The 25,672-nt window shown below is 66.2% G+C and carries 25 protein-coding genes; 8 read left to right on the top strand and 17 right to left on the bottom strand.

Going from position 1 to position 25,672, the window contains the following annotated elements; all coding sequences use genetic code 11:
• From ISU10_RS16450 to ISU10_RS16420, 7 genes are all read left to right on the top strand, one after another.
• Positions 1-882: a mycofactocin-coupled SDR family oxidoreductase gene (locus ISU10_RS16450; protein WP_194697509.1), complete on the top strand. Its 882-nt coding sequence runs from the start codon at positions 1-3 to the stop codon at positions 880-882.
• Positions 873-1,697 carry an SDR family oxidoreductase gene (locus tag ISU10_RS16445; RefSeq protein WP_370865534.1) on the top strand — a complete coding sequence of 275 codons (825 nt, stop codon included), beginning with the start codon at positions 873-875 and terminating at the stop codon, positions 1,695-1,697. The genes ISU10_RS16450 and ISU10_RS16445 overlap by 10 nt, the downstream gene beginning before the upstream one ends.
• 214 nt (positions 1,698-1,911) lie before the next feature.
• A complete protein-coding gene (locus ISU10_RS16440; RefSeq protein ID WP_194697508.1) occupies positions 1,912-2,967 on the top strand; it encodes an ABC transporter substrate-binding protein in 1,056 nt (351 codons plus the stop codon).
• A 147-nt stretch (positions 2,968-3,114) separates the two neighbouring features.
• Positions 3,115-4,020, top strand: coding sequence for an ABC transporter permease (locus ISU10_RS16435; RefSeq protein ID WP_194697507.1), 906 nt, complete (start codon positions 3,115-3,117; stop codon positions 4,018-4,020).
• A complete protein-coding gene (locus ISU10_RS16430; protein ID WP_194697506.1) occupies positions 4,017-4,802 on the top strand; it encodes an ABC transporter permease in 786 nt (261 codons plus the stop codon). Before ISU10_RS16435 ends, ISU10_RS16430 begins: the two co-directional genes overlap by 4 nt.
• Positions 4,799-5,956: an ABC transporter ATP-binding protein gene (locus tag ISU10_RS16425; RefSeq protein WP_194697505.1), complete on the top strand. Its 1,158-nt coding sequence runs from the start codon at positions 4,799-4,801 to the stop codon at positions 5,954-5,956. The genes ISU10_RS16430 and ISU10_RS16425 overlap by 4 nt, the downstream gene beginning before the upstream one ends.
• A gap of 49 nt (positions 5,957-6,005) precedes the next feature.
• Positions 6,006-6,926 (top strand): winged helix-turn-helix transcriptional regulator, encoded by a 921-nt coding sequence (locus ISU10_RS16420; RefSeq protein WP_194697504.1) that lies wholly within the window; start codon positions 6,006-6,008, stop codon positions 6,924-6,926.
• Between the two features lie 80 nt (positions 6,927-7,006).
• Here the strand turns inward: ISU10_RS16420 and ISU10_RS16415 are convergent, their stop codons facing one another.
• The 17 genes from ISU10_RS16415 to ISU10_RS16335 form a co-directional block, all read right to left on the bottom strand.
• Positions 7,007-7,864, bottom strand: coding sequence for a hypothetical protein (locus tag ISU10_RS16415; protein WP_194697503.1), 858 nt, complete (start codon positions 7,862-7,864; stop codon positions 7,007-7,009).
• The gene (locus tag ISU10_RS16410; RefSeq protein ID WP_194697502.1) at positions 7,861-9,312 is read right to left on the bottom strand and encodes an amidohydrolase family protein; all 1,452 of its coding nucleotides are present in this window, start codon (positions 9,310-9,312) and stop codon (positions 7,861-7,863) included. The genes ISU10_RS16415 and ISU10_RS16410 overlap by 4 nt, the downstream gene beginning before the upstream one ends.
• A 2-nt stretch (positions 9,313-9,314) precedes the next feature.
• The gene (locus ISU10_RS16405; RefSeq protein WP_194697501.1) at positions 9,315-10,205 is read right to left on the bottom strand and encodes a mycofactocin-coupled SDR family oxidoreductase; all 891 of its coding nucleotides are present in this window, start codon (positions 10,203-10,205) and stop codon (positions 9,315-9,317) included.
• A gap of 32 nt (positions 10,206-10,237) precedes the next feature.
• Positions 10,238-11,134 (bottom strand): mycofactocin-coupled SDR family oxidoreductase, encoded by an 897-nt coding sequence (locus ISU10_RS16400; protein ID WP_194697500.1) that lies wholly within the window; start codon positions 11,132-11,134, stop codon positions 10,238-10,240.
• Positions 11,131-12,144, bottom strand: coding sequence for an alpha-ketoacid dehydrogenase subunit beta (locus ISU10_RS16395; protein ID WP_194697499.1), 1,014 nt, complete (start codon positions 12,142-12,144; stop codon positions 11,131-11,133). Before ISU10_RS16395 ends, ISU10_RS16400 begins: the two co-directional genes overlap by 4 nt.
• Positions 12,145-12,206: 62 nt before the next feature.
• Complete coding sequence (locus tag ISU10_RS16390; protein ID WP_194697498.1) at positions 12,207-13,217, bottom strand: thiamine pyrophosphate-dependent dehydrogenase E1 component subunit alpha; 1,011 nt, start codon at positions 13,215-13,217, stop codon at positions 12,207-12,209.
• A gap of 28 nt (positions 13,218-13,245) precedes the next feature.
• Positions 13,246-13,968 carry a FadR/GntR family transcriptional regulator gene (locus tag ISU10_RS16385; protein ID WP_194697497.1) on the bottom strand — a complete coding sequence of 241 codons (723 nt, stop codon included), beginning with the start codon at positions 13,966-13,968 and terminating at the stop codon, positions 13,246-13,248.
• An 81-nt stretch (positions 13,969-14,049) separates the two neighbouring features.
• Complete coding sequence (locus ISU10_RS16380) at positions 14,050-15,057, bottom strand: DMT family transporter (RefSeq protein ID WP_194697496.1); 1,008 nt, start codon at positions 15,055-15,057, stop codon at positions 14,050-14,052.
• An 87-nt stretch (positions 15,058-15,144) separates the two neighbouring features.
• A complete protein-coding gene (locus ISU10_RS16375; protein WP_194697495.1) occupies positions 15,145-15,948 on the bottom strand; it encodes an amino acid ABC transporter ATP-binding protein in 804 nt (267 codons plus the stop codon).
• The gene (locus ISU10_RS16370) at positions 15,945-16,910 is read right to left on the bottom strand and encodes an amino acid ABC transporter permease (RefSeq protein ID WP_194697494.1); all 966 of its coding nucleotides are present in this window, start codon (positions 16,908-16,910) and stop codon (positions 15,945-15,947) included. Before ISU10_RS16370 ends, ISU10_RS16375 begins: the two co-directional genes overlap by 4 nt.
• A 162-nt stretch (positions 16,911-17,072) precedes the next feature.
• Complete coding sequence (locus tag ISU10_RS16365) at positions 17,073-17,990, bottom strand: ABC transporter substrate-binding protein (protein WP_194697493.1); 918 nt, start codon at positions 17,988-17,990, stop codon at positions 17,073-17,075.
• A 14-nt stretch (positions 17,991-18,004) separates the two neighbouring features.
• The gene (locus ISU10_RS16360) at positions 18,005-19,243 is read right to left on the bottom strand and encodes a M20 family metallopeptidase (protein ID WP_194697492.1); all 1,239 of its coding nucleotides are present in this window, start codon (positions 19,241-19,243) and stop codon (positions 18,005-18,007) included.
• Positions 19,244-19,413: 170 nt separating this feature from the next.
• Positions 19,414-20,244: a MerR family transcriptional regulator gene (locus tag ISU10_RS16355; RefSeq protein WP_194697491.1), complete on the bottom strand. Its 831-nt coding sequence runs from the start codon at positions 20,242-20,244 to the stop codon at positions 19,414-19,416.
• Positions 20,245-20,273: 29 nt separating this feature from the next.
• On the bottom strand, positions 20,274-21,395 hold the full coding sequence (locus ISU10_RS16350; RefSeq protein ID WP_194697490.1) for an amino acid ABC transporter permease: 1,122 nt from the start codon (positions 21,393-21,395) through the stop codon (positions 20,274-20,276).
• Positions 21,396-21,432: 37 nt separating this feature from the next.
• Complete coding sequence (locus ISU10_RS16345; protein WP_194697489.1) at positions 21,433-22,320, bottom strand: substrate-binding periplasmic protein; 888 nt, start codon at positions 22,318-22,320, stop codon at positions 21,433-21,435.
• 14 nt (positions 22,321-22,334) lie between these two features.
• On the bottom strand, positions 22,335-23,570 hold the full coding sequence (locus ISU10_RS16340) for a M20 family metallopeptidase (RefSeq protein WP_194697488.1): 1,236 nt from the start codon (positions 23,568-23,570) through the stop codon (positions 22,335-22,337).
• Between the two features lie 139 nt (positions 23,571-23,709).
• Complete coding sequence (locus ISU10_RS16335) at positions 23,710-24,504, bottom strand: amino acid ABC transporter ATP-binding protein (protein WP_194697487.1); 795 nt, start codon at positions 24,502-24,504, stop codon at positions 23,710-23,712.
• A gap of 491 nt (positions 24,505-24,995) precedes the next feature.
• Between ISU10_RS16335 and ISU10_RS16330 the strand changes: the two genes are divergently transcribed.
• Positions 24,996-25,532, top strand: coding sequence for a hypothetical protein (locus tag ISU10_RS16330; protein ID WP_194697486.1), 537 nt, complete (start codon positions 24,996-24,998; stop codon positions 25,530-25,532).
• Positions 25,533-25,672 lie beyond the last annotated feature (140 nt).

The raw sequence follows: 25,672 nt of genomic DNA, 5'->3' as shown, positions 1-25,672 counted from the left end.
ATGCGTTTCGGAGGGAAGACCTTCCTCATCACCGGCGGAGCACGCGGTCAGGGCCGTGCGATCGCACTGCGAGCGGCCGGCGAAGGTGCCAACATCGCCGTCGTGGACGTGGCCAAGGATGTGTCCACGGTGCCCTACCCGCTCGGCACGGAGGACGACCTCGGTGAGACCAAGCGTCTCGTCGAGGAAGCGGGGGGAAGTTGCCTGACGATGACCGGCGACGTCCGCTCGCAGGCCGACATGGATCGCGTCGTCGCCGACACCGTCGACAGGTTCGGCTCGATCGACGTCTTCTGCGCCAGTGCCGGGGTGCACAGCTTCCTTCCCTTCTGGAAGCTGACCGAGGAGCACTGGAGCACGGTCATCGACATCAACCTGACCGGCGTCTGGCATGGCGCCAAGGCCGTCGCGCCCCAGATGATCGAACAGCGGTCGGGGTCGATCATCATCACCTCGTCGGTGATGGGACACGAGTCCGGCAAGGACCTGGCCCACTACGCGGCCTCCAAGCACGGTGTGCTCGGTTTGATGAAGAGCATCGCCTACGAGCTCGCGCCCTATGGCGTGCGCTGCAACTCGGTGCTGCCCAGCGTCGTGCACTCAGCGATGGGCGAGAACCCGGAGACCCGGAAGTGGATCTTCGGCCGCGACGACGCCACGACGGAGGACTACATCGAGGCGACGAAGCACTGGCACCTGCTCCCCGGTAGGCCAGGTCTTCCGCCCAGCTCGATCGCCGACGCCATCTGCTTCCTGGCCTCCGACGACGCTCGCTACATCACTGGGGTGGAGCTTCCGGTCGATGCCGGTCACCTCCAACTGGCCGGATTCAACCACGATGTCGTGGACAAGGCCGACGAGCCGCTGGGCCCGTGGTACTGACCGAACAGGCAGACTGGTCGGGGAAAGCCGTCCTGGTCTCAGGAGGCGCCCGCGGTCAAGGTCTCAGCCACGCCTTGGCATTCGCCCGCCGAGGCGCGGATGTCGTGCTCCTGGACGCGCCGGCGCCCCTGGCCACGGTGCCCTATCCGGTCTCGACGGAGGAGGAGCTCGAGGCGGCTCGCGTCACCGTCTCGGAGGCCGGCGGGACCGAGGTGCTGGCCTACGCGGCCGATGTGCGCGACCCCGAAGCCGTCCGGGTGGCCATCGACCACGCAGCCAGTCGTCTCGGCGGAATCGACGTGACGATCGCGAATGCGGGGGTCTTCTCGTTCGCGCGTACGACATGGGAGCTGTCACCCCAAGAGTGGCGCGAGTGCAGTGACACCATCCTCCTGGGCTCCTGGGCGGTGGCCCGTGCGGCCATCCCGCACATGCTGGGTCGCGCGGGCGCGAACCTGGTGTTCATCGGGTCGGTCTCCGCCCACAAGGGGATCGCGGCAACGGGTCACTACGTGGCGGCCAAGCATGGTGTTGTCGGGCTGATGCGGACGCTGGCGGTGGAGCTGGCGCCGCACGGGATCCGCGCCAACATGGTCTCTCCGACGGCGGCCCGCACCCTGATGGCGACGAACCCCGCGATGGCGAAGTGCGTCGAGTACCAGGTGGCCGGCGGGACCAACATGTCCAACCTGCTCGACGTCGAGCTCCTCGAGCCTGAGGACGTCACGGAGGCAGTCTTGTGGATCACCTCCCCCGGCGCGCGATATGTCACCGGTGACGTGCTCAAGGTCGACGCCGGGTTCACGGCGCGCTAGATCATGATTCTCGAGCAGGACGAGGCGGTGATGTGAAGGGGAAACCGATAGCTCCCCGGCAGGCCGCGACGAGACGTTCGAAACTCAGCATCGGATCTCGTCTTACTGCGTGGAGACGGGACCTCGGACAAGGTCCCGTCTCTCTGCGTCACCGCAGACCTCGTCTTTCTGACAGGACGGAATCGAGTCAACAGACTTGGAAGGATCAACTTACATGATGGTGAAGAAGCTCAGCGTGGCCATGACCGCGCTCTTGCTGTGCCTGGGACTTGTCGCCTGTGGTGGCGACGATGACTCAGCGGCCGGAGGTGAAGGAAAGCTCACCTTCGCCGGCTGGGGTGGCACGACTCAGGAGAACATCGACAAGGCCTGGTTGCAGCCGTACGCCAAGGAATCCGGCGTGGCCGTCACCCAGGACTCGCCCGTCGACTACGGCAAGGTCAAGCAAATGGTCGACGCCAAGAACGTCATCTGGGACGTCTTCGAGGCTGGCTCGGACTTCGGGTTGGACGAGAACGACAGTCTCACGCCGATGGACTGCGACATCGTGGCCTGCGGTGACTTCGACGGCGGCCCTATACCGCTCTACAAGTATGGGGTCCCGATGTTCACGTTCTCAGTGGTGCTGACCTACAACACGGACGCGCTCACCCAGGCCCCGACCAGCTGGGCGGACTTCTTCGACACCAAGAAGTTCCCGGGCAAGCGGGCTGTCTACAACGGTGTGCCAGGTGCTCTCCAGGGGTTGTTGGACACCGCGCTGATCCAAGACGGCGTCGACCCGGCAGATCTCTACCCGCTCGACGTCGACAGGGCGTTGAAGAAGCTGGACAGCATCAAGGACGACATCGTGTTCTACAGCGACTTCGGCCAGTGCACACAGCTCGTCGGATCTGGTGAAGCGGTCATGGGCAACTGCTACCAAGGCCGTGACCTCACCGCCATGGATGAAGGCCAGCCGATCGACTTCATCTGGTCAGGTCAGGTCATCTACGCCGACTACCTGATGGTCCCCAAGGGAGCGCCGAACCAGGACGAGGCCATGAAGCTGATCGCCTACATCACCTCGGCCGAGCACAACGGCGACTTCGCCAAGCTTCAGGCCTATGGCCCCGCCAACCCGAAGACGGAGCTGAGCCCGGACCTCGCAGCGAAGATGCCGACGAGCAATGTGATGCCGGGCGCGGACGCTCCGGTGATCGTGGACGACAAGTGGTGGAACGACAATCTCGAGTCCGTCACGCAGAAGTGGAATGCCTGGGCGTCCTGAGGCCCGGCGACATCGTTGACCCACGGACGGGCGACGTCATCACTGACGCCGCTGCGCCCACCCGCCCGCGAATGCTGCGGGCGGGTGTGGCGCCCGGGAGGTCCGGGGCGTCCGGGGACCGACGTCAACAGAAGGAGTGAGCTGGGGATGAGTGGGCGGGATTCGGGCGTGGCCGAGGTGACCGACCTGGCAGCAGTCGGCATAAGGCGAGCCGGTCGGCCAGGCATCGACTTCTGGACGCTCCTCGGCACCCCGGCGATGCTCGTCGTGCTGGTCGCGTTCGGCGTACCGCTGTTCATGGTCGTCTACAAGAGCGCGACCGACCCGGGGTTGGTCAACTACACCGACGTGATGGGCGATCCGGTGTTCCGGAAGTCTCTGTTCAAGACGATCGAGATCGCCGTCGCGGCCACTCTCGCAGCGCTCCTGCTCGGCTATCCCTACGCCTATGTCATGGCGCGATCAGGCAGATGGATGCGCTCGTTCCTGTTGGTCGCGCTGATGGTGTCGTTCTGGACGAGCTTGCTGATCCGGACCTTCGCGTGGCAGGTGCTCCTCCAGAACACGGGCGTCATCAACACCGAGCTGAAGAGACTCGGGTTGATCGACACCCCGTTGCCGATCATCCGCAACGAGTTCGCCGCATTGGTGGGAATGACGCAGATGCTCGCACCCTTCCTGATCCTCGCGGTCTACGCCCTCATCCGCGCGATACCACCGGAGCTGGAACAGGCAGCCATGGGCATGGGAGCTCGCCGCTCGACGATGTTTCGAACCGTGGTGCTGCCGTTGTCCATGCCCGGGGTGGCAGCCGGCTGTGTCCTGGTCTTCGTGTTGGCCCTGGGCTTCTACATCACTCCACAGGTGCTCGGCGGCCCGTCCGAGCGGATGGTCGGTCAGTCGATCGCCGAGGCGGTGCACGCCTTCGTGCGCCCCGGCCTTGCCTGTGCGATGGCCGTCATCCTGCTCCTCCTCGTGGGCCTGGTCCTCGCGGCGACAGCCCGCTTCATGAGACTGTCCGACATCCTGAAGATGGGGTCGATGTCCGAGTGAACGCCGGCCTCTTCTCCCGGACGATTGCTGTCGTCGTCGCGCTGCTGCTCGCCGCTCCGACGATCGTCATCGCCGCGACGTCCTTCACGTCCGGCGTCATCATCACGTTCCCGCCCAAGGGCTTCTCGATGCGGTGGTACGAGGAGATCTTCGGCGACAGGGCCTGGCGGGACGCGTTCGTCACCAGCTTCACGACCGGCATCCTGGCGGCCGTCATCGCCATGGTGATCGGTACCTTGCTGGCCTTCATGGCAGCGCGGGGCCGTCTGGTGCCACGCTCGTTGGTGGCGACCTTGGCGATGACGCCGATGATCGTTCCGCTCGTGGTGGCTGGCATCGGCTTCTACATGGCCTACGTGCACACGTCGCTCTACAACCACATCACAAGCCTCGCCCTGGCACACGCCATGCTCGGCGTCCCGTTCTGCTTCTTGAACGTGCTCGCCGCACTCACTGCGGTTGATCCGCGGGTCGAGGAGGCGGCGAGCATCTGTGGGGCGGGGAAGCTGACGGTGATCGCCACCGTGACGGTTCCTCTCGTCCTTCCGTCGGCCGTCGCTGGAGGACTGTTCGCCTTCGTGACCTCGTGGGACGAGGTCGTGGTCGCCACCTTGTTGGCCACCCCGACCCTGCGAACCCTGCCCATCTTGTTCCTCAGCCAGCTGCGCGAGGGTCTGGAGCCCTCGACGTCGGCCGCCGCAACAGTGATCACGCTGCTCACGATCGTGCTGCTGGTCATCGCTGGACTCTTGTCTCGTCGTCAAAGGGGGAGAAGCACGTGACGCAGTCTCAGGAGGAGACCTTCGTGAAGGGCCGCGCGGGTGCGGACATCGAGATCCGTCACGCCTCGCATTCCTACGGTCCGACGCTGGTGGTCGACGACATCACCTTCAGCGCCGACGCCGGCGAGATCGTCACGCTGCTCGGCCCTTCCGGATCAGGGAAGACCACGCTGCTCAGGATGATCGCGGGCTTCGTCCCGGCCCGGAGAGGGTCCATCCTGGTCGGCGGGTCGGACGTGACCGCTCTTCCCGTGCATCGGCGCAACATCGGGATGGTCTTCCAGAACTATGCGCTGTTCCCGCACTTGAACGTCAGGGACAACATCGCCTACCCGCTCGCCCGCGCCAAGGTGCGCCGGGCCGCTCGACCATCCATCGTCGCGGAGGCCCTCGACGCCGTCCGGCTGCCGGGAGTCGAGGAGCGGATGCCCAGTCAGCTGTCCGGGGGTCAGCAACAACGAATCGCCCTGGCTCGCGCCATCGTTAACCGACCCCGACTCGTGCTGATGGACGAGCCGCTCGGCGCCCTCGACCGCAGGCTCCGCGAGTCGCTCCAGGTCGAGATCGTGCGCATCGCCAGGGAGTTCGGCCTCACGGTCGTGAACGTGACGCACGACCAGGAGGAAGCCTTCACTATCAGCGACAAGATCGCCGTGCTCTCGCACGGCAAGCTGCTGCAGTACGGTCCTCCTGAGGACTTGTTCCGCGCGCCCGGGTCGGTCGAGGTAGCGGACTTTCTCGGCGAGTCCAACGTCCTGCACGGCGTGGTGGAGCTCGGGCGTGAGGGCCACCGCCTTCGCCGTGGAGATGATCTTGTCCTGCTCACCGACCAGCACGTCCGCAGTGCTGGGTTGGTTCCTGGTCAGGACGTGGTCGTCGTCGTGCGCTCCTGGAGCGCGCGACTGGTGCCGCTCGAAGATGCCAGGACGCAACGGGGAAGGTCCTGGGTCCGCGCACGGATCGCGGCCGTGCTGTTCACCGGCGACTCTCGCAAGATCGTGCTGCATTCGCAGCAGGGAGAGACCCTGTCCGTGCGCTACACGATCGATGCTGAGATTCCCGGTGTGCAAGGCGACGAGGTGGCCGTGCAGTGGGACCCCTCGCTCGGCGTCGTCACTTCGGCACGTACGTCGCCACAGGAGGGGGATCGGTAGCATCGACGTCTCGGATGAGAGGCAGAAGGGATTCGTGAACGTTCCTCGCATGGACGACAGCGATCGAGAGATCGTCCAACTGCTCCGAGGAGACGGTCGTCTGTCGTTCGTCGAGATCGGTCGCGGCGTCGGCATGTCACCTGACGCCGTGAGAGCGCGACTGAATCGCCTGGTCGACGAAGGGATGCTCCGAGTCCTGGGCATCATCGATCCCTCACTGCTGGGGTACCACGTGCTGGCCACCCTGGCGCTGGAGTATCGAGGCGACTCGACCGCCTTCGCATCGCGGCTCCGAGAGAGCCACGCCGTCACGTACCTAGCGACGGCGCTCGGAGAGTTCAACGTCATCTGTGAGGTCGCTGCTACCGATGATGACGATCTCAGCTCGCGGATCCAGCGGATTGTCTCCGAGACGAGTGGCATCGCTCGGGCCGAGGTGCTGCGCAACGTCGAGATCTACAAGTGGGAGGGCTCAGGAGCACGTCCGCGACCGGCGGGAGGCATCGCCATCGACCTCGACGACCTCGACGTCCTGCTCCTGCGGAATCTGGTCGATGACCCACGGACCTCCTATCGCGACCTCGCCGAGCGGGTGGAACATCCCTACTCACAGGTGCGGCGGCGTACGATCCGACTGTTCGAATCCGGCGCCATCCAGGCCTCGGCGGTGGTCGAGCCGTCGGTCGAGCGGCTGACCATCGGTCTGTTCTGTCTCGAGCTCGGACGTGACGCGGGGGCCACCTTGAAGGCCATCGCCGACGAGCCTGAGATCAAGGTCCTTGCTCGGACACTCGGCACGTATGAAGCGACGGCCGAGGTCACGGTCAGCTCCCCGCTGGCGCTGGCGAATCTCGCTGGAAGACTTCGCACCGACTTCGACGTCGCGCGCATCTCCACTCTCCTCCTCACCCACCGGCCGATCCTTCCGGCCCAATGGCGTCTCGGAAGCGTGCTCAAGGGCCAGGGCTAGAGACTCCTGGCCCCGCAGGCGCTGTGCCCGAGTGCTTTCCGGGGCGGGTCGCGGGTCTGCGCTACCAGGACATCGAGACGTCAGCCTGTCACTGCAGCGCAAGCCAGGCGCGTGCGTGCAGCCAGGGGGTCGACGAAGAGAGCGAACGCGATGCGGGCATCGTCGACCCGCAACGTGCTCAGGTCGAGCACGGCGACCGGTGACCCGACGACGTCCGCAGACCCCATGGGCCCAGGATCCTGGCGCACGCAGTCGGCCAGAGCGCCGCGCCCGGCCGCGCGCAGCCGGCGAAGTACCGACTCCTCGTCGGTCTGCGCGCCGAGCACCAGGAAGACCGATGTCACGAGGGCGCGACCCGGGACGGCGCCGATGACATCGAGCGACAGCCCGCCGGCCAGCTGCCCGGGACGTACGGCGTCACCCGCGCGAACACCGCGTGCCGCGACGAGCTGCTCTCGTTGGGTCGCCCCTTCGTTGGCCTCGCCGATGGTCGCGGTGAAGGTGTGGGCCACCGGGCCGATCCGGCCGAGCGCGTCTGCGACCCGGGCCACCGCATCGACGACCGGATCTGCGATGGAGCCGAGGCGGACCACCTTCGGCACGTCGAGATCTCCGGTCTCCTCCCAGGCCCCGGCGAGCACGACGCAGTCCACGGAGCGCGCCGCGGCGAGCGCCTCTGCGAGCTCGGCGTAGACAGGAATGAGGTCGTGCCGAAGGCCCCCACGACCATGACGGCCGGCCAGCACCAGCTTCTCGTCCTCGATCGCGGCCGTGCCGCGGAATTGGCTAGCCGCCGAGTCGTTGACGAAGCCGTAGGTCAGCTCGTCGCCCGGCTGCCGGGTGACGATCCCGACGACCTCGATGGTCGGCTGCGAGAGTGCGAAGCGGAGCAGGTGCATGCTCGCCGGGGTGATCCCGGCGATGACGACGTTGGTCACGCAGAGAGCTGCCTTCCTGGGAGAGCGACGGGGCCAGTGTGCGAGATCGGGCCCGAGGCCAGGAGCTGTCCTGGGGAGTCATCCACCAGAGCCCCGTCGCGGCACATGACGGTGCCACGACGGATCACCGTCGAGAGAGAGCCCTGCACGCGCCACCCTTCGAAGGGGGTGTAGTCGCTGTCGTGCGCAAGCCCGGCCGCGGTCAGGGTCGACTCACCTTCCGGACTCCAGACCAGGAGGTCGGCATCGGCACCGGCAGCGATGACACCCTTGCGGGGGTAGAGCCCGCAGAGACGAGCAGGGTTGGTGCTGAGCAAGGAGACCACGGTCGACATCGATACGTCTCTCTTGCACACGAGCTCCGACAGCATCAAGGGCACCCGCGTCTGGACACCAGGCATGCCGAAGGGCATCCGGGTGAGGTCGTGCTTGCGCTCGAGCTTGATCGCCGCGCCGAAGGCGCAGTGGTCGCTTCCGATCGTGTCGACGTGGCCGGCTGCCACAGCCCGCATCAGGGATTCCACGGTCGCCTTGTTGCGAAGGGGCGGGCAGCACGTGTAGCACTCCCCCGCATGCGCGTCGTAGACGGACTCATCGAGGGTGACGTAGTGCGGACACACCTCCGAGTAGGCGAGCTGTCCACGAGCACGCGCCATCCTCGTCAGCTGGCTCGCCACCGGAGTCGACTGGTGCACGAAGTAGACAGGCGCTCCCACGTCGGCGGCGATCTCGAGAACGTGGCGGACCGCCCTGACCTCTGCTGCCTCGGGCCTGGCGACCCGGATCTTGTCGTAGGGGATCGGGCCCTGACCGGCCAGCTGCGCCATGAGCGTCTCGATCGTAGAGTTGTCCTCGGCATGGACGTAGGTCATTCCGTCGAAGCCCATGAGGCGTTCCATGATGCTTCGGACCAGTCCGTCGCTGGCCATCATCTGCTCGCGATAGGTCGTGTACACCTTGATCGTGCGCACTCCCCGGTCCACCAGGTCGGGGATCTGGTCGAGTTGCTCCGCATCCCGGTCGGTGTAGCAGCCATGCAGGGCATAGTCGGCCAGGGAACCCTCGCGAGCGCCGGCCAGCCGCTCATCGACCGCGGCCAGCGGAGACTGGTCCGGGCGACCGATGGCGAAGTCGACGATGGTCGTCGTTCCACCGAGCAGCGCGGCGCGGGAGCAGCGCAGATGGTCCTCTGGTGTCTGGACGTCACCGAAGGTGATGCCGACGTGGACGTGCGGGTCGACCCCACCGGGGATCACCCAGCGGCCGGAGCAGTCCAGCACCTCGGTCGCCTCGATCAGGTCCGGGATGGCATCGGCATGCCACACTGCGGCGATCCTGCCGTCCTGGATCGCCACCGTTCCGGGAAAGGTCCCGTCGGCATTGGCGATCTGACCTCCTGCGAGGACCAGGTCGTAGGCCGCCGCTGCGACCTCGTCGTTCTCGCGCATGCCTAGATCAGGCCGGCAGCGTTGGAGCCGTCGATGCGGATGGCTGCGTCCTTCGCGTTGAAGGGACCCTTGATCATGAACCCGAGGTCGATCGGGAGCACGATTCCCGTGATGGCCTTGGCCATGTCACCCGACAGCCAGACCACTGCGTTGCTGACCTCCTCGGGCTCGATCCACGGACGCTCGATCAGGTTCAGGTTCTGGAAGATCGGCGCGGCATCCTCTGCGGTTGCGTCGCTACGACCGGTGAAGAGCTCGAAGAGGACCGGATTGAGCGCGAGATCGGTCCGCACTGCCGAGGGCGCCAGTGCGTTGACCCTGATCCGGTGGGCGGCGAGCTCCAGCGCCAGGCACTGCATCACGCCGATGACGCCGTACTTCGCGGCGCCGTAGTGGATGTGGTTGGGGTAGGGCGTCAGGCCGGCACAGGAGGACGTGATGACGATGGACCCGCCGTTGCCAGCCTCGATCATCGGCCGCAGGGCGGGGCGGATGGTGCGGAACACGCCTGTCAGGTTGACGGCGATGACGTCGTCCCAAGCGTCGTCTGGCATGTCGATCGTGGGGTCGATGGAGTCGATGCCCGCGTTGGCGACCACGATGTCGATCCGTCCGAAGCGCTCCATCGCGGCGTCGACCACTCGCTGGGTGTCAGCGGACACCCGCGCGTCCGCCACGACCGTGAGTACCTCGCCACCCGCATCCTTGACCAGTCGTTCTGTCTCCTCCAGGTCGGCCGGGGACGACATCGGGATGCGCGTGGTCGGGATCTGCTCGCACAGGTCGAACCCGACGATGTGCGCCCCCTCACGAGCCAGGGCCAGGGCATGCGATCGTCCCTGTCCACGGGCCGCGCCGCTGATCAGGGCGACTTTGCCGGTCAGGTCGGACATGGGTCACTCCGCTTTCTTCGCTGTCGGTCTGGCTATTCGGTGATGGGCTCGTGGTTGAACCCCGGCAACACCAGGTGCCCGGCATCGACCGGGAGTTGGACGCCGGTGAGGTGGCGCGCCTCATCGCTGCACAGCCACGAGATCGTCTCGGCCACGTCCTCGGGCCTGAGCGCGGGTTGGTTGCGCAGCACATGCCATTGCCGCGTGGCGGCCAGGTAGTCGGCCTCGGTCGCGTCGTCACGTCCGAAGATCCACTTCAGGTTGGTGCTGTTGTTGCCCATCACGGTGTTGACCGCGCTCGGCATCACCGCGTTGACCCTGATGCCGTAGGGGCCGAACTCCAGCGCGAGGTTCTTCATCAGTCCCAGTACCGCGTGTTTTGACGCGGTGTAGTGGGCGATGCTCTGTCCGGGCTCCACGCCGTTGACCGACGAGGTGATCACGACGCTCCCCGACAGCCGCTCCACCATGTGCCGCAGTGCCGGCTGGACCGTGTTGAAGACCCCCGTGAGGTTGATGTCGTTCACCTCGCCCCACTGCTCGGGAGTGAGCTCGAGGAACGGCACCCACGTGACCAGTCCCGCATTGGCGCAGACGATGTCGACGGCGCCCAGTCGAGAGGCAGCCTCGCCCACGAAGTCGGCCACGGCCTCGTGGTCGCGTACGTCCAGGACGCGAGAGAGGCAGCGTCGACCCAGGTCCTCGACGATCGCGACCGTCTCGGCCAGGTCGGCTTCGGTGGCGCCGGCGTACTGCGAGGTCGACGGCTGGGCGCAAAGGTCGAAGAGTGCGATGTCCGCGCCCTGGGAGGCAAGGAGCCGGGCGATCTCCCGCCCTTGGCCGCGTGCCCCCCCGCTGATCAGGGCGACCTTCCCGTGGTGACGACCACGGTCGGCAACGGCGGAGGAGGCCGCCTCGCTCGCGGTCACGCCACGACCTTGCGGATGGCGGCCATGACCTGGTCCGCATCGGGGGTGTAGGCGTCCTCGAGCTCGGGCGCGGCAGGGACCGGGGTGTGGGGAGCCGTCACCATCGACGGCGCGCTTCGGAGTGCGTCGAAGTCCCGGCTGGCCACCAGCCCGACGATGTCGGAGGCCACCGAGCAGCGCGGCGTGTCCTCGTCGACCACCACCAGTCGTCCCGTCTTCGCGACAGACGCGCTGATGGTGGCGTAGTCAAGGGGCGCGATCGTCCGGGGATCCACGATCTCGACCCCGATGCCCTCCGCCTTCAACAGATCCGCAGCACGCTCGGCCACCTGGACCATCCGGGCAATCGCGACGACCGTGACGTCCTCGCCCTCACGGACGACACTGGCACGGCCCAGAGGCACCAGGTGCTCGCCCTCGGGAACCTCACCGCTGGTTTCGTAGAGGCCCTTGTGCTCCATGAAGAACACCGGATCCTGGTCCCTGATCGAGGCGAGCATCAGGCCCTTGGCGTCGGCCGGGTTGGCCGGAGCCACCACCTTGATCCCGGGGAAGTGCGCCATCGCAGAGTAGAAGCTCTGGGACTGGGTGCCACCGGCGCGTACGCCGGCCCCCACCATCGCGCGAATGACGAGAGGGATGCCCGAGCCCTTGCTTCCACGGGCGTAGTGCAGCTTCGCCGCCTGGTTCACCACCTGGTCGAGACACACACCGATGAAGTCGAGGAACTGGATCTCGGTGACCGTGCGGTAGCCCTGAGTGGCAGCCCCGATGGCTGCACCGAGGTAGGCGGACTCCGAGATGGGCGTGTCGATCACCCGGTCGCGACCGAACTCGGACACGAGCTCGCGAGTCACCCCGAAGACTCCGCCCCAGGCATCCCTGCGCTCGAAGCCGCGGATCGTCGCGCCTCCGGCTACGTCCTCACCGGTCACGATCACGCGCGGATCGCGCCGCATCTCCTCACGCAGCGCCTCGTTGATGGCGTCGGAAAAGCTGATCTTGCGCATTAGTACCTCTGCTCTCGTTGCTCCGCGTCCCTGCCCAGGGCCGGAGGGGACCTGTGGGCGTGTCAGTACGTGCTCAGCCCGTCACGGTCCACGTCGACCAGCTCGTCGGCGTACACGCCGACGAGACCAGCCGCAGGGTCGGGCCGGGGAGCGTTGCGCCCGGCTTCTACCGCCTGGTCCACCACGTCGTGCATGTCCTCTTCGATCTGGTCCCGAATGTCCGCCCATCCCTGGAGGCTGTCGGCCAGTCGTTCGTCCAGGATCCGCAACGGGTCGCGGGTCCGGAAGTCGGTCTCGACCTCTGGCAGCCGGTAGCTGCGTTTGGACTCGCCTTCCCAGGACCCGTGGTAGCTGTAGGTCTGGCACTCGACGAAGGTCGGGCCGTTGCCGGCGCGCGCTCGCGACACCGCGCGTCCCGCCGCTTCGAAAACGGCCACCGCGTCCTGGCCATCCACGAGCTCCGACGGTAGGCCGAACCCCTCGGCTCGCTGGTGGGGGGCGACCGCCGAGGCGTAGGCCACCGGAGTCGCTTGCCCGAAGAGGTTGTTCTCGCAGATGAAGATCGCGGGCAGGGCCCAGACAGCGGCCAGGTTCATCGACTCCAACACGGTCCCCTGCTGCGCCCCACCGTCGCCGAAGAACGTGACTGCCACGTCCGGTCGACCGTCGAGCTTCGCCGCCTGGGCTGGCCCCATGGCCAGCGGGACGCCAGCACCCACGATGCCGCCGCTGGCCAGGTGGCCGACGGACGCATCCGCGATGTGCATCGAGCCGCCCTTGCCGTCGTTGGTGCCACCCGAGCGTCCGTACAGCTCGATCATCATCGAGGCCGGCGAGACCCCCTTGGCCAGAGCGTGGCCGTGGTTGCGGTGGGTGGAGGTGATCATGTCGGCCGCGCCCAGGTGGGCCATGACACCAGCGGCCACCGCCTCTTGCCCGGAGCACAGGTGCAGAAGTCCTGGCAGCTCGCCGTCCTGGAACAGGGAGTGCACCCGCTCCTCGAAGACGCGGATGAGCGTCATCGTCTCGAAGAGCCCGACCATCTGCTCGTCGGTGATGCTCGTGGTGTTCACCAAGGCTCCCCCATGTTCGTTCGCTGTCTCAGTTCGAGTTGTTCGTCAGGTCGCTGAGGGCTTCGACGGCGACGGCGAGATGGCCCAGGTGCTCGGCCATGAGCGCCGAGGCGCGCGAGGCGTTGCCAGCCCGGATCTCGGTCAGGATCTGGCGGTGCTCGGCGACCTGGGAGCGGCGCGCGTCGAGGTTCTGCATCGCGTGGGCGTTGAGGAGCGTCCACAGCGGATGCTCCTCGAGGTCGACGAGAGCGTTCAGGAACGCGGCCAGATGCGCGTTCCCACACAGCCGCACCAAGCTGGCGTGGAACTGGAGCCCGACGCTCACGAACTCGCCGAGGTCCTCGACCCGATGGGTCAGATCCTCCGCATGCTCGAGGAGGTCCTCGAGCTCGTCGAGCTGCTCAGGGGTGGCGCGCTGCGCGACGAGGGCCACGGCGGCCGGCTCGACCACGCTGCGAGCCTCGAGAACCTCGGCCGTCGGCACGGGGAACTCCTTGTGCGACAACAGCCCCCCGAGCTGGGAGCTGTGCGCACCGTCGTGCGTGACGTAGGTCCCGTCTCCCGTGCGGACCTGGAGAACGCCGACCACCTCGAGGGCGAGCACGGCTTCACGCACGGTCAGTCGGCTGACGCCCATCATCCCGGCGAGCTCTCGGTCCGCGGGCAGCTTGCTCCCCAGGGGGGTCGCCCCGGAGCCGATCCCCTCGAGGATCTGCAACGCCACCTGCAGGTATCGTCGGGTGGCGCTCACTGGTCTGTAGGTCAAGCGGTCTGACCGCATGACCCCTACCCTATCCCCCGCCCTGATCGTCGTCAAACGTATGGCTCACCGTCACTCCCGCCGCTCATGGCGGCGCGCCCCGGGCCTCGCCGGTGCGGGTGGCCGGCCCACGGAGGGGAGTCCGGCAACCGCGGCGCTCCTCGAGCTCCCGGGGCGTCGGGCCGCCAGCACGGCCGCCGCACTGATCGCCGCAAGTCCGAGCCATTGGGTCAGGGCCAGCCCCTCGCTGCGGAGCACGATGAGCAAGAGCGTGGTGACGGCGGGCTCGACACACGAGATCGTGGAGGCGGCCTTCGCGCCGATGAGCGAGATGCCGCTCATGAAGGCGACGGTGGGCAGCGCGGTCGACGCGAGGGAGAACCCGAGGACGTAGACCCACTCGGTTCTTCCGAGATCGAGATCCCAGCCTCCGGTCGCGACTCCGTAGGAGGCCATGGCGAGACCGCTGCCCCCGAACAGGCAGGTCGTGAGCAGCGCCGGATCGACGTTCGCCAGGACGCTCTCCGAGGCCATGACGTAGCCCGCGTTGGCCGCGGCGGTGGCCAGACCCAGGACTATTCCGCCGATCACGACCCGGTGCTCGGAGGAGGGCGTGAGGAGCGCCCCCACGCCGACCAGGGCGATGCCCACCGCGATCATCTCGGAGGCCGAGGTGCGGGCGCGGGCGAAGACGGCGTGACCGAGGACCACGACCACGGGGTAGACGTAGAGCAGCATCGTCGCCACGGCCCCACCCGCCTGTCTCACCGTGTAGAAGAAGAACGTCGCTTGGGCGACGTAGCAGGCAGTCGCGACGGACAAGCGTCCAACGGTCCCGACGCCGGGCCTCGTGCGGTGCGGAGAGGCTACGGCTCGGCTTCCCGGCCGCATGATGACCCAGCAGGCAACGACCACGGAAGCCAACAGCCACCGCAAGCCCAGCATCGTCTCGACGGAGACGTCGGCATCCGCCAAGAGGTCGATGAACAGCGGGTTCAGCCCTCCGAGCGCACACGCTGACAGGCAGAGGCCGACGCCGACACGCCGACCGGTGGGGCGACCCAGGTGGGCGCGGACCATGAGGGCATCCGTCCTTCGCGCGGGCGTGCCCGCAATCCGCCGGCCGGTCCTCCGAGCAAGGTCGGGCCGAGACGTCGTCCGTGGGACCTATCGGTCGCCGAGATCAACCAGGAAACGCTTGAGGCGCTCCGTCTTCGGGGCGCTGAAGAGCTGACGGGGGTCGCCCTCCTCCACGATCCGACCATCGTCCATGAAGACCAACCGCGTGCCGACCTCCCTGGCGAACGACATCTCATGGGTGACCAGGACCATCGTCATGTGATCAGAGGCCAGCATTCTCAAGACCTCGAGCACCTCGCCCACCAGCTCGGGGTCGAGGGCGGAGGTGATCTCGTCGAAGAGCATGACATCGGGTTTCATCCCCAGGGCACGAGCGATCGCCACCCGTTGCTGCTGTCCACCAGACAGGTGCCCGGGCATGGCATCGATCTTGTCCTGGAGCCCCACCCGGTGGAGCTCTGCCCTGGCCGCCACGTCCGCCTCCCGCCGGCTGAGCTTGCGTATCTCGCGCAGGGCGATGGCGACGTTCTCGAGTACCGACAGATGAGGAAACAGGTTGTAGGACTGGAAGACGATGCCGATTCGCGAGCGCACTGCATTGAGATCGACTCTGACGTCGGTGATGTCTTGACCCTTGAAGATGACCTGCCCGTAGTCAGGAAGCTCGAGGAGATTCAGGCATCTCAGCAGGGTCGACTTGCCGGAGCCCGACGGGCCGATGATCGCAATCACCTCGCCCGTGTCGACGGTGAGGTCTATCCCGTGCAGGACCTCATTGTCGCCGAACCACTTGTGCAGCCCCTGTGCCTGGATGAGTCCTGAGGAGTTCCATTCACCCCGTGGCCACCTGCCCGACTTCGGGTCGGCCGAGGTCCCCCGACGTACTCTCATCCGAGCGCTACCAATCCACTTCTCAGCCGCTTCTCCGCCTTGTTGACGATCCAGATCAGGGGAAGTGTGATGATGAGATATCCCAACGCCGAAGCGACATAGAACGAGGCATTGAAGTAGTGCGAATAGCCCTGTGAGGCGACCGAGAAGAGGTCGCGCTTGTTGAGCGAAACCCCGATGAAGACGATCAACGAGGTGTCCTTGGTGACGATGATGAACTCATTCATCAGCGGTGGGATGACCCGGCGCACGGCTTGCGGCACCAAGATGAGGCGCATGGACTTCGAATAGGAGAACCCCAGCCCACGCGCCGCCTCCATCTGTCCTCGCTCCAGGGATTGCAGTCCCGCGCGAAAGATCTCACCGCAGTAGGCGCCCGCGTTGATGGTCAAACCCACGATCACCGCCACGAACGGCGTCCAGTTGATGCGCAGACCGAGCGCGAGACCGAAGTAGAGAAGGGACAGCAAGACGAGCAGCGGCGTGCCTCGGACCACATTGACATAAACCCTCGCCGGCGCCCGCACGATCGCCCGCTTCGACACGGCCAACAACGCCACGACGAGGCCGAGCGCAACGCCGCACACCGTGGACACCACGGTGATGACCAGAGTGTTCTTCATGCCTTCGAGAAAGGCGCCCGTCTGGTCGAGGACGCCGTCGAAGTTCAAGAAGTTGAGGGCGAAGGTCGCCATGTCACCGCGCACGAAGAGGGCTACCACGAACGCCAGGCAAGCGGCCTCCAGGCCAGCGATGGCACCGATGATGGCCTGACCGCGCGAGACCCGGGTTGGCATCCGACGGTAGGAGAAGGTGCCGACGAACATGCTCACCGTGCCCACACAGCCCGCGATCAGGCAGACCGCCTTGAAGGACGGCGACTGGAGGGCCGAGGCCACGACTTCGTAGTCCCTGATGCCGCGGGTGAACAGGATGAGGAGGGGCCCTGCGATCGCCAGCACCAGCGCCCCGCACCCAGCGACCAAGACGGCAGCGGACAGGGCCCTGGTGTCGGCCAGGACCCCCCGCATCGTCGACTTGCGCGGTCCCCGTCTGGGCGGTGAGGCCGTCACGTCCTCACCTAGCCCGACGTCGTGGGCAGCCTGCATCGCGGCAGTGTCCCCTCACCCGGTGAAGCTGGTGTCGGGCAAGGTCGCCGGCGGCTCGAGCCAGGGGAAGAACTTCTTGTACAGCTCGGCGTACTCACCGTCTGCGACAAGGTTGGCCAGCTCGGCGTTGAACGCCTCCCGGAGCGCGTTGGTCTCGTGGGCGAACGCCCAGCCGAATCCGGCGGACAGGCCGTCGATCGGGTCGCCCTCTTGCAGGCCAGGATGCGCCTCCAGGGCGGAGTGCAACGACGTGCCCTCCTCGATGGTGGCATCGACCAGACCGCTCTCCACCGCCACGAAGTCCGCCGAGACGTCCTTGCCCGCTCTCACGTCGACGCCCTTGGGCGCCAGGTTCTCCTGGGCCCAGAAGAACTCCGAGGTGCCGTCCAGCAGTTGCACGCTGTCGCCATCGCCCAGCTGGTCGACGTTCGTCAGGTCCGGGCGGTTGTCCTTGCTCGTGACCAGTGCCCAGTAGGGAAGGAAGTAGGGGGTGGAGAAGGACACGATCTTCGTGCGGTCCATGACCACGTCGTAGATGGGGGTCCCCTCCTCGGCCCACCCGTTGATGCCGGCGATCGCGACGTCGTGCTTGTGGGCGGCGACATCGGTGATCAGGGAGTCCCAGTTGATGTTGGCCCACGTGACGGAGGAGAAGCCGAGGTTCTTCGCGATCTTCTCGGTCAGCTCGATCTCGAAGCCGCCCATCTTGCCGTCTTCTTGATACCTGTAGGGCTCGAGGGACAGATTGGTCACGACGCTGAGCACGCCGTCGTCGATCGTCCCGAAGTCCTTCGATTCGCTGGCATCCGCACTGGTGCCACCGCCCGTCGTCCCGTCGGCCTTTTCCTGAGCACTGCTTGCCCCAGAGCCGCACCCGGTTGTCAGGACTGCCACCGTTGCCGCGAGAGCAACGGCCATTTGGTATCGCTTCATGCTTCCTCCTGGTTTCATTGACACACGCGCGCAGCCGTCAATGCCATGACTTGAGCCGCGAGGAACATCTCCCGAGTGTCCATGACGTCGTGCGGGTCTTCTTTCGTGATAGGCAGGCCGCCGGGCCCGTAGAGCACGGAAGGAATTCCGGCTCGCCAGAGGTGGCAGCAGTCATCGCCGCCCATGGAAAGAGGAATATGGGTCCCGACGTGAGGCGCTTTCCCAGTGATGCGGCTGTATTCCTCACTGACGGTGCGGACGATCTCCTCGTCCTCGCTGACGTCGAAGGGATCCATCGACACCCGAAGAGTCCGGTAGTCGGCGGGAGGAGGGTGTTCGACCTCGTATTCGAGCTCCGGGTCCGCTTCTTGCAGGCCGGCGAGGACGGCCGCGATGTCCTCCTCCACCGTCTCGGGCGTCTGCCCCGGCAGGAACCGCACGTCCACGAGGATGGTGCAGTAGTCGGAGATGTAGTTGGGCCCGGTCAGGTCATGCGGCTTACCCCGTCCGCCGATGATGCAGCCGACGCTCAGCCGGGGCATCAAGGGGAGATCCTTGCTAGGCGTATGCCGAAACTCGATGGACTTCAGGGCGGGAATGACCGTCATCATCTTTTCGATGGCGTCGATCGCCTGTTCCTTGAGCGTGACGTGGTGAGAGAAGCCGATGGTGGAGATGGCCAGCTGGGTCCATCCCGAATGCTTCGTGATGGCATTGTGCGCGCCGTAGGGCTCCGGAACGATCGCCATGTCGGCTCGGACACCGTTGTCGACCATGTGGACGGTCCCGACCCCGCCCTGCAGCTCGCCCGCGACGCAGGCCAGCACGATGTCCCCCCTCGGCTGCCATCCACTCCGACGGATGGCCTCGGTGGCCGAGATCATGCAGGCGATCCCGCCCTTCATGTTGAACAGACCGGCTCCGCGCAGCAGCCCGTCTTCGAGATGGGGCTCGAAGGGGTCGTACTTCCAGCCGTACGCCAGTGGATCCATGTCGATGTGACCGTTGAACATGAGGGACTTGCCGCCCCCGGTGCCGCGAAGGGTCGCGATGGTCTGGAACCGTCCGGGATCCACTTCCTGCAGGACCACCTCGTAGTCGCGTTCGCGGAAGTACGCGCCGAGCCACTGCGCAAGAGGGGTCTCTTGGGTCTTGAAGCTCGGGATCCGGATGAGCTCGCTCGCGAGGTGGGTCACTTCGCCCGCGTCGATGTGATCGAGCACGAGCTGGCTGTCTGAGAGGTCTTGGTTCACCTTCGCTTCTCTCTGGGATGGGGTTGAACCTACGGCTTGATGGTCAAGCGGTCTGACCGCTAGGCAGCAGCATAGAACGCTTCTGGTCCGCCAACAAGGCCCCTGATGAGAGCCATCTGGGCCGGGTCCGGACCGGCGACGGGAGCGCCACCGGCTTCCCGGCTACCCCCTCAGCGGTCTCGTGGCTTGGCATCTCCTCTGGATGCCCACACGCCGCGTTCGGTGGTGATCCACAGCACGTGCGCCTCGTCAGTCCCGGGGTTGACCCACGCATGCGGCACTTGGCTGCTGAAGTGGATCGAGTCCTGCGTCCTCAACGTGCGCGCGGAGTCGTCGAGGCGCAGGTCCAGGGTCCCCGCGAGGATCAGGAGGAACTCCTCCCCGTCGTGCTGATAGGTGCTCTCGCTGTGGGCCCCTGGCTGGACGACGGCGAGCTGGGGCTCGATGAGTCCCCTGTACGTCGAGAGCCACTCGTAGGTGATCCCCGGAGCGATGTCCACCCGCTTGCCGTCACCGAGGTGATGGATCGGATGCTCCGTCTCCTGGGCAAAGTCGTCGGCATCGGTCAAGCTCGCGAGCAGGTGGGCGGCCGCCGTGGGCGAGGGTCGGCTGACGCCGCGTTCGACCGAGCTGATGAAGGAGACGCTGAGGCCCGACCGCAGGCTGATGTCCTTCAGCGTGAGTCCGGCATTGCGACGCATGGCTCTCAGGCGGGCACCCGACGCGTCCTCCTCGCTCAGTCTCGGTGCCGTCAGGTTGCCGATGTTCGCATAGTCCTCAGACTCGAGAACACGCCTGATCGCCGCCGCGTTCAGGCCTCTGACCCGGCGCCACCAGGCAATCTTGCGGAGACGGTCGAGATCGGTCTGCGAGAATTGCCGTCTCCCGGATGAATCCCGTACCGGATGGACCAGGCCCTGCTGCTCCCACAACCGGATCGTCCCGTCGCTGACACCGATCGACCGGGCCGCCTCACCCACCGTGCAGTGCTCGGATGGCATGGGACTTGCTTGCCATTCGTTCCGGTCCTTCATGCGATTCCAACCAGCCCGGTGCGCATCCGTCGCTCGAGTGCATTGACCCCGCCGATGAGTGGGAGCGTGATGATCAGATAGCCCACACCGGCGGCGACGAAGAAGCTTGCGTTGTAGTACTGGGAGTACCCCGTGGACGCGACTGCGAAGACGTCCCGCTCAGCGAGTGAGACTCCCAGGAAGGCGATGAGCGAGGTGTCCTTGATGAGTCCGATGAACTCGTTGAGCAGTGGCGGGATCACCCGTCTCACCGCCTGAGGAACGACGACGAGACGCATCGCCTTCATGCGGCTGAGACCCAGGCCACGAGCTGCCTCCAGCTGGCCCTTCTCGATCGACTGCAAGCCAGCGCGAAACACCTCCGCCGAGTAGGCACCCGCGTTGATGGAGAGGCCGAAGATTAAGGACACGTAGGCGGACCAGTTCAGCCCCAGTCCGAGCGAGATCCCGAAGTACACCATGCTTAGCTGCAGCAGGACAGGGGTGCCGCGGATGACGTTCACGTAGGCCCGAGCTGGGGCCCGCACCACCACATGCTGCGAGAGGAGGAGCAGGGAGACGGGCAACCCGATGAGGACCCCGAAGACGATCGCTGAACCCGCCAGGATCAGCGTGTTCCTCCCTCCCGTCACGAAGGCGCCGAAGTAGTCCCGGACATCGGAGAAGTTCAGGAAGTTCCGGGAGAAGGTGTCCATGTCTCCTCTGGTGAAGACGTAGACACCAAGTCCAAGGACCAAGCCGATGACCCCCAGAACCGCTCCTGCGATCGCCGTACTCCGCGCAGCGCTCGTATCGACACGACGGAAGACCGAGCAGCCCACGATCAGGCCAGCAGCACCCAGAGCGATGGCAGCCCAGGCCAACGTCGCCAGCCTCGCCGACGTCAGGCTGCGGACCACACTCTCGTAGTCCCACAGCCCCCCGGTCACCATCACCGCCAGCCCACCGACGACGACGAGGAAGACGGAGACCGCGCCAAGCCCGAGCGCGAACGTGCTGCTTGCCCTGGAGTCCCTCCGTAGGTCACCGAGGCGCTGTCGCAGCGTGCCCGAGGGAAGAGCCTCCAGCTCAGCTGGATCGAGCGGCCTGGCGGGGGTCACGACCCGGTCGGACGCCATCGGCCGGCTCCTCATCTAGGACCGAGCCCTTCTGGGGTCAAGAGCCTGCGGAGAATGAGGCGGTGGGGAGGTCCGTCGGCGCGGTCGCTCCGGGGAAGTACTTCTCGAAGATCTTCGCATAGGTCCCATCTTCGATGACTTCGCCGATGGTGGCGTTGACGTCGTCGACAAACTCCGGGTCGTCCAAGGGGAACGCCCAGGCATAGCCGGCCTCGAGACTGCTGATCGGCTCACCCGGCTGCAGGTTCGTCTGTTGCTCGGCGGCCGCCGCGATCGCACCGGCCTCGGCGAACGTCGCGTCGGCGCGACCGGACTCCACGAGGGTGAAGGCCTGCGCTCCGCTCGGCACGGTGACCACCCGCACGCCGCGTGGGGCCAGCTCCTTCTGGGCGTACTCATACTCCGAGGATCCCTGGACGACCGCGACCGTCATGCCGTCGACGAGCTGATCGGTCGACTTCAGGTCGGGGTTCTTCGTCTTGTTCGACACCACGAGGTACTTGACGAGATAGATCGGGCGACTGAGGCTCACGATCTCGGTCCGTTGCTTGACGACGTCGTAGACCAGTGAGCCCTCGGGCGCCCAGCCGTTGATGGTCGATGCTGCCATGTCGATCTTGCCGGCAGAGACCGCGGTGAAGATGGTGTCGAACGGGATGTTCTTCCACTCGGTCTTGTAGCCGAGCCGACCCAGGACTTCCTCGACCAGGTCGACCTCGAAGCCGGTGACCTCGCCGCCCTCGACATACTCGTACGGCGCGTAGGAGAGCTGCACGCCGACCGTCAGGGTCTTCTCGCCGGCGGAGTCTTTCCCGGTCGAGGAGTCGTCGTCAGAACCGCATGCCGCCAGGCACGCGACCATGAACGCAACCACCACCATGATGCCGACCCGCTTCGTGCGCGGAGCGCGATCCACTGCTGTCATTGTGTCCTTCTTCCTCAGAGGTCGCCGGGTGTTGATCCTGCGATGTCGCAGACGTCGAGAGCCGTGAGAGCGAGGACCTTGGTCGCCCGCACCATCTCCTCGATCTCGATGCTGTGGTCAGGGAGCTCAGGGGTGGGTTCGACTCCGCCAGGTCCGTAGAGCAGACACGGGATCCCCGCCTCCCAGAGGTGGCACGTGTCATCGCCGCCGTAGGACAGGGGAAGGTTGAGTCCTACCGTCGGCTCCCGACCCAGCACCTCCCGCGCGTGACGGATGACGGTTTGGACGATCTCCTCGGACTCGGGCACCTGGAGAGCGGGCATCTGCACGCGTTGTGCCCGGTACCTGGGCCCGGGCGGCTGCTCGATCTCGAACTCGAAGCTCGGATCGTCCTCCCGGAGGCGATTCAGGGATCGGACGATGTCGTCGTAGACGGTCTGCGGCGTCTGGTCCGGGAGGAATCTGACGTCGACGAGGATCGTGCAGTAGTCCGAGACGAAGTTGGGGCCCTTGAGGTCGTGCTCCTCGCCTCGTCCACCGATGATCGCTCCCACCGTCAGGATCGGAAGGGCGGGCATGTCGGCCCGGCGATCGCAGGTGAACTCCGTCGCCTCCAGCACCGGGATCAGCCGGCGCATCATCGCAATCGCGTCGACCGCCCCATCCTTGACGGTGACGTGGGTGGAGAAGCCGATCGTCGAGATCGCGAGCTGGCTCCAGCCCGAGTGGACGAGCGTGACGTTCTGGGTGCCCATGGGCTCGGTCACGACGGCCATGTCGGTCCGCAGCCCGGACTGCAGCATGTGGACGGTGCCCACGCCGCCTTGCAGCTCGCCCGCCACGCACGCCAGGACCAGGTCGCCCCGCAGCTGCACGCCCGAGGTGCGAATGCACTCGGCGGCGGCGATCATCGACGCCACGCCGCCCTTCATGTTCTCGAGCCCGGCGCCGAAGAGGTAGCCGTCCGAGACGCGTGGAGCAAATGGGTCGCCCTTCCACCCACGCGCCAGCGGGTCGATGTCGATGTGCCCGTTGAACATCAGGCTCCGCCCATCGCCCACACCCTTGAGCCGGGCAATGGTCTGGTACCGGCCTTCCTCGACCTCCTGCAAGTCCACCTCGTAGCCCTTCGAGGAGAAGAACTCGGCCAACCACATGGCCAGGGCGGTCTCTTCGGTCTTGAAGCTCGGGATCCGCACGATGTCGCTCGCGATGGACACGATCGACCCGGCGGAAACGCGGTCCAGCACGGCCGCAGCTGCCGGGGACCCAACCATGGATGTCTCCTGTATCTTGCAGGATTACTGTAGGGATGAGATTGCAGTAAGTTTGTAGGTGGCGAGGACGCTTGTCAATGCCGGCCCCGTCGCCGCCCGCGCCGCTCGCCCGTCAGACGACCAACGAGAGGAATCTCTGCAAGCGTTCGGTCTGAGGGTTCGACAGCAGGTCGCGCGGGACGCCCTGCTCGACGATGACCCCGCCATCCATGAAGACGAGCCGGGACGCCACCTCGCGGGCGAATCCCATCTCATGGGTCACCACGATCATCGTCATGTGTGATTCGGCCAGGTCCCTGAGCACCTGCAGCACCTCCCCGACCAGCTCCGGGTCGAGGGCAGAGGTGATCTCGTCGCACAGGAGCATGTCCGGTCGCATCGCCAGGGCGCGGGCGATCGCCACTCGCTGTTGCTGCCCGCCCGAGAGCCGACCTGGGTGTGCGCCGCTCTTCTCCGCCAGCCCGACACGCTCGAGCTCGGACAGGGCGCGGTCGACCGCAGCAGTCTTCCCCAATCCCCGAACGTGTCTCAACGCCAGTGTGATGTTCTCGAGGACGCTGAGGTGAGGGAACAGGTTGTAGTTCTGGAAGACGATCCCCATGCGGCTTCGCAGGCGATCGAGGTCGACCCGGACGTCGGTGACATCGCGCCCCTTGAAGAGGACCGCCCCTGACGAGGGTTGCTCGAGCATGTTGACGCACCTCAGCAACGTCGACTTGCCAGATCCTGAAGGTCCGATGATCGCGACGACCTCCCCACGCCTGACCTGGAGGTCGACGCCCCGCAGCACATGCAGGTCGCCGTACCACTTGTGCACTCCGGTCAGCACGGTCAGCGGGTCCTCATCGGGGTACGGCGCGTCCGGCCATGCCGTGGACCCCGGGGGCGCCGCCCGACCCGAACTCATCAGAACGGCCTCCCAGAGATTGTCAGCGGCCCTTCGGGCCGCGTCTCGCCCTCGGTGGCCGACCGGATGACGGCTACCTTGCGGGCAGCCTAGGCTTCGGCAGAACTGACGGTCAAGTAAGTATGTAGGTTACAAGAACCGATGACGGCGTCGTCGGCCCTATTGGTCAGACCGCCCGACGGCTAGGCTACCCGCCTCGGCCAATCCGGAGGGAGGCCACCTTGTTGGGTTGGGTCTACGCCGTCGCTGCTGACCGTCGCGCCCTGACCGACATCTGCGGCGACATCGCCTCCTGGTTGCGCCGGCGGGCATCCCTCCGGCGCCGGCTCTGAGGATCATTGGTCGCACAGCCATCGCCGAGGACATCGACAGGGCACACGCACGTCTTCCCTTGGCCCATCGGGATCTCGGGCGAAGGTTCCCGTTCTGCTCACACGGGCCGACTTCCGTGCCTACAGTGCGGGAGATGCGCGTCGAAGCTCGACACGACTGTGCCGGACGCGTGGGGCCACGCTGAACACGTCAGCGAGGCGATTCTCGGGACCACCGAAGGGACCTTGGACCTGCGTGTGAAGTCTGCGTTGACCGTGTTGGCAGCCGGGGCATTGTTCGCCGTGGGCGGCCTCGGCGCCGCCAGCGCCGCGAAGCTGATCACCGGCGACGAGATCGCCAAGAGCACCATCACCCAGCGCAACCTGGCCGACGACTCTGTCGGCAGCGGTGAGCTGATGGACGACTCCGTAGGCGATGGCGAGCTCAAGAAGAACTCCGTGGGCCAGCAACAGCTCGCGGACGACTCCGTCGGCAGGGCAGCAGGATCCTCGGCCAGGTACCAAAGCGTCCGGCCAGCGCTGTGTATGTCCGGCTGGCCGCGCGGAATACGCGCGGAAATCCGTCGGGGGAATGTCTATGCCCTGGTCAGCGCCCTGGAGTTGGTGGTCTGTAAATCCGTCGCGAAAGCTTCGAAGGTTCGAATCCTTCACCTGCCACTCACCCGCGAAACGGCCTCTGACCAGCGTAATCGCTGAGTCGGGGCCGTTTCTGGTTGTCCGGCGGGATCCGGTCAAACCCGGGCGTGTGCGGCTGTCTGCGCGTAGTACGCGCGCAGGTGAGGGACTTCCCCGACGCCACGGAAACGCCTGGGGGGACCGGCACGAACTCCCGACCC

Source organism: Nocardioides agariphilus (assembly GCF_015352445.1).
Lineage (GTDB): Bacteria > Actinomycetota > Actinomycetes > Propionibacteriales > Nocardioidaceae > Nocardioides > Nocardioides agariphilus.
The sequence above is the reverse complement of the archived record's forward strand: the minus strand, read 5'-3'. Positions and strand labels throughout refer to the sequence as shown.

Excerpts from the sequence above, each read along its gene's own strand:
- ISU10_RS16405 (WP_194697501.1), bottom strand. The coding sequence starts at position 10,205 with ATGTCCGACCTGACCGGCAAAGTCGCCCTGATCAGCGGCGCGGCCCGT.
- ISU10_RS16440 (WP_194697508.1), top strand. The coding sequence starts at position 1,912 with ATGATGGTGAAGAAGCTCAGCGTGGCCATGACCGCGCTCTTGCTGTGC.
- ISU10_RS16380 (WP_194697496.1), bottom strand. The coding sequence starts at position 15,057 with ATGGTCCGCGCCCACCTGGGTCGCCCCACCGGTCGGCGTGTCGGCGTC.
- ISU10_RS16410 (WP_194697502.1), bottom strand. The coding sequence starts at position 9,312 with ATGCGCGAGAACGACGAGGTCGCAGCGGCGGCCTACGACCTGGTCCTC.
- ISU10_RS16395 (WP_194697499.1), bottom strand. The coding sequence starts at position 12,144 with ATGCGCAAGATCAGCTTTTCCGACGCCATCAACGAGGCGCTGCGTGAG.
- ISU10_RS16345 (WP_194697489.1), bottom strand. The coding sequence starts at position 22,320 with ATGACAGCAGTGGATCGCGCTCCGCGCACGAAGCGGGTCGGCATCATG.
- ISU10_RS16365 (WP_194697493.1), bottom strand. The coding sequence starts at position 17,990 with ATGAAGCGATACCAAATGGCCGTTGCTCTCGCGGCAACGGTGGCAGTC.
- ISU10_RS16350 (WP_194697490.1), bottom strand. The coding sequence starts at position 21,395 with ATGGCGTCCGACCGGGTCGTGACCCCCGCCAGGCCGCTCGATCCAGCT.
- ISU10_RS16420 (WP_194697504.1), top strand. The coding sequence starts at position 6,006 with ATGGACGACAGCGATCGAGAGATCGTCCAACTGCTCCGAGGAGACGGT.
- ISU10_RS16355 (WP_194697491.1), bottom strand. The coding sequence starts at position 20,244 with ATGCCATCCGAGCACTGCACGGTGGGTGAGGCGGCCCGGTCGATCGGT.
- ISU10_RS16450 (WP_194697509.1), top strand. The coding sequence starts at position 1 with ATGCGTTTCGGAGGGAAGACCTTCCTCATCACCGGCGGAGCACGCGGT.
- ISU10_RS16335 (WP_194697487.1), bottom strand. The coding sequence starts at position 24,504 with ATGAGTTCGGGTCGGGCGGCGCCCCCGGGGTCCACGGCATGGCCGGAC.
- ISU10_RS16375 (WP_194697495.1), bottom strand. The coding sequence starts at position 15,948 with ATGAGAGTACGTCGGGGGACCTCGGCCGACCCGAAGTCGGGCAGGTGG.
- ISU10_RS16435 (WP_194697507.1), top strand. The coding sequence starts at position 3,115 with ATGAGTGGGCGGGATTCGGGCGTGGCCGAGGTGACCGACCTGGCAGCA.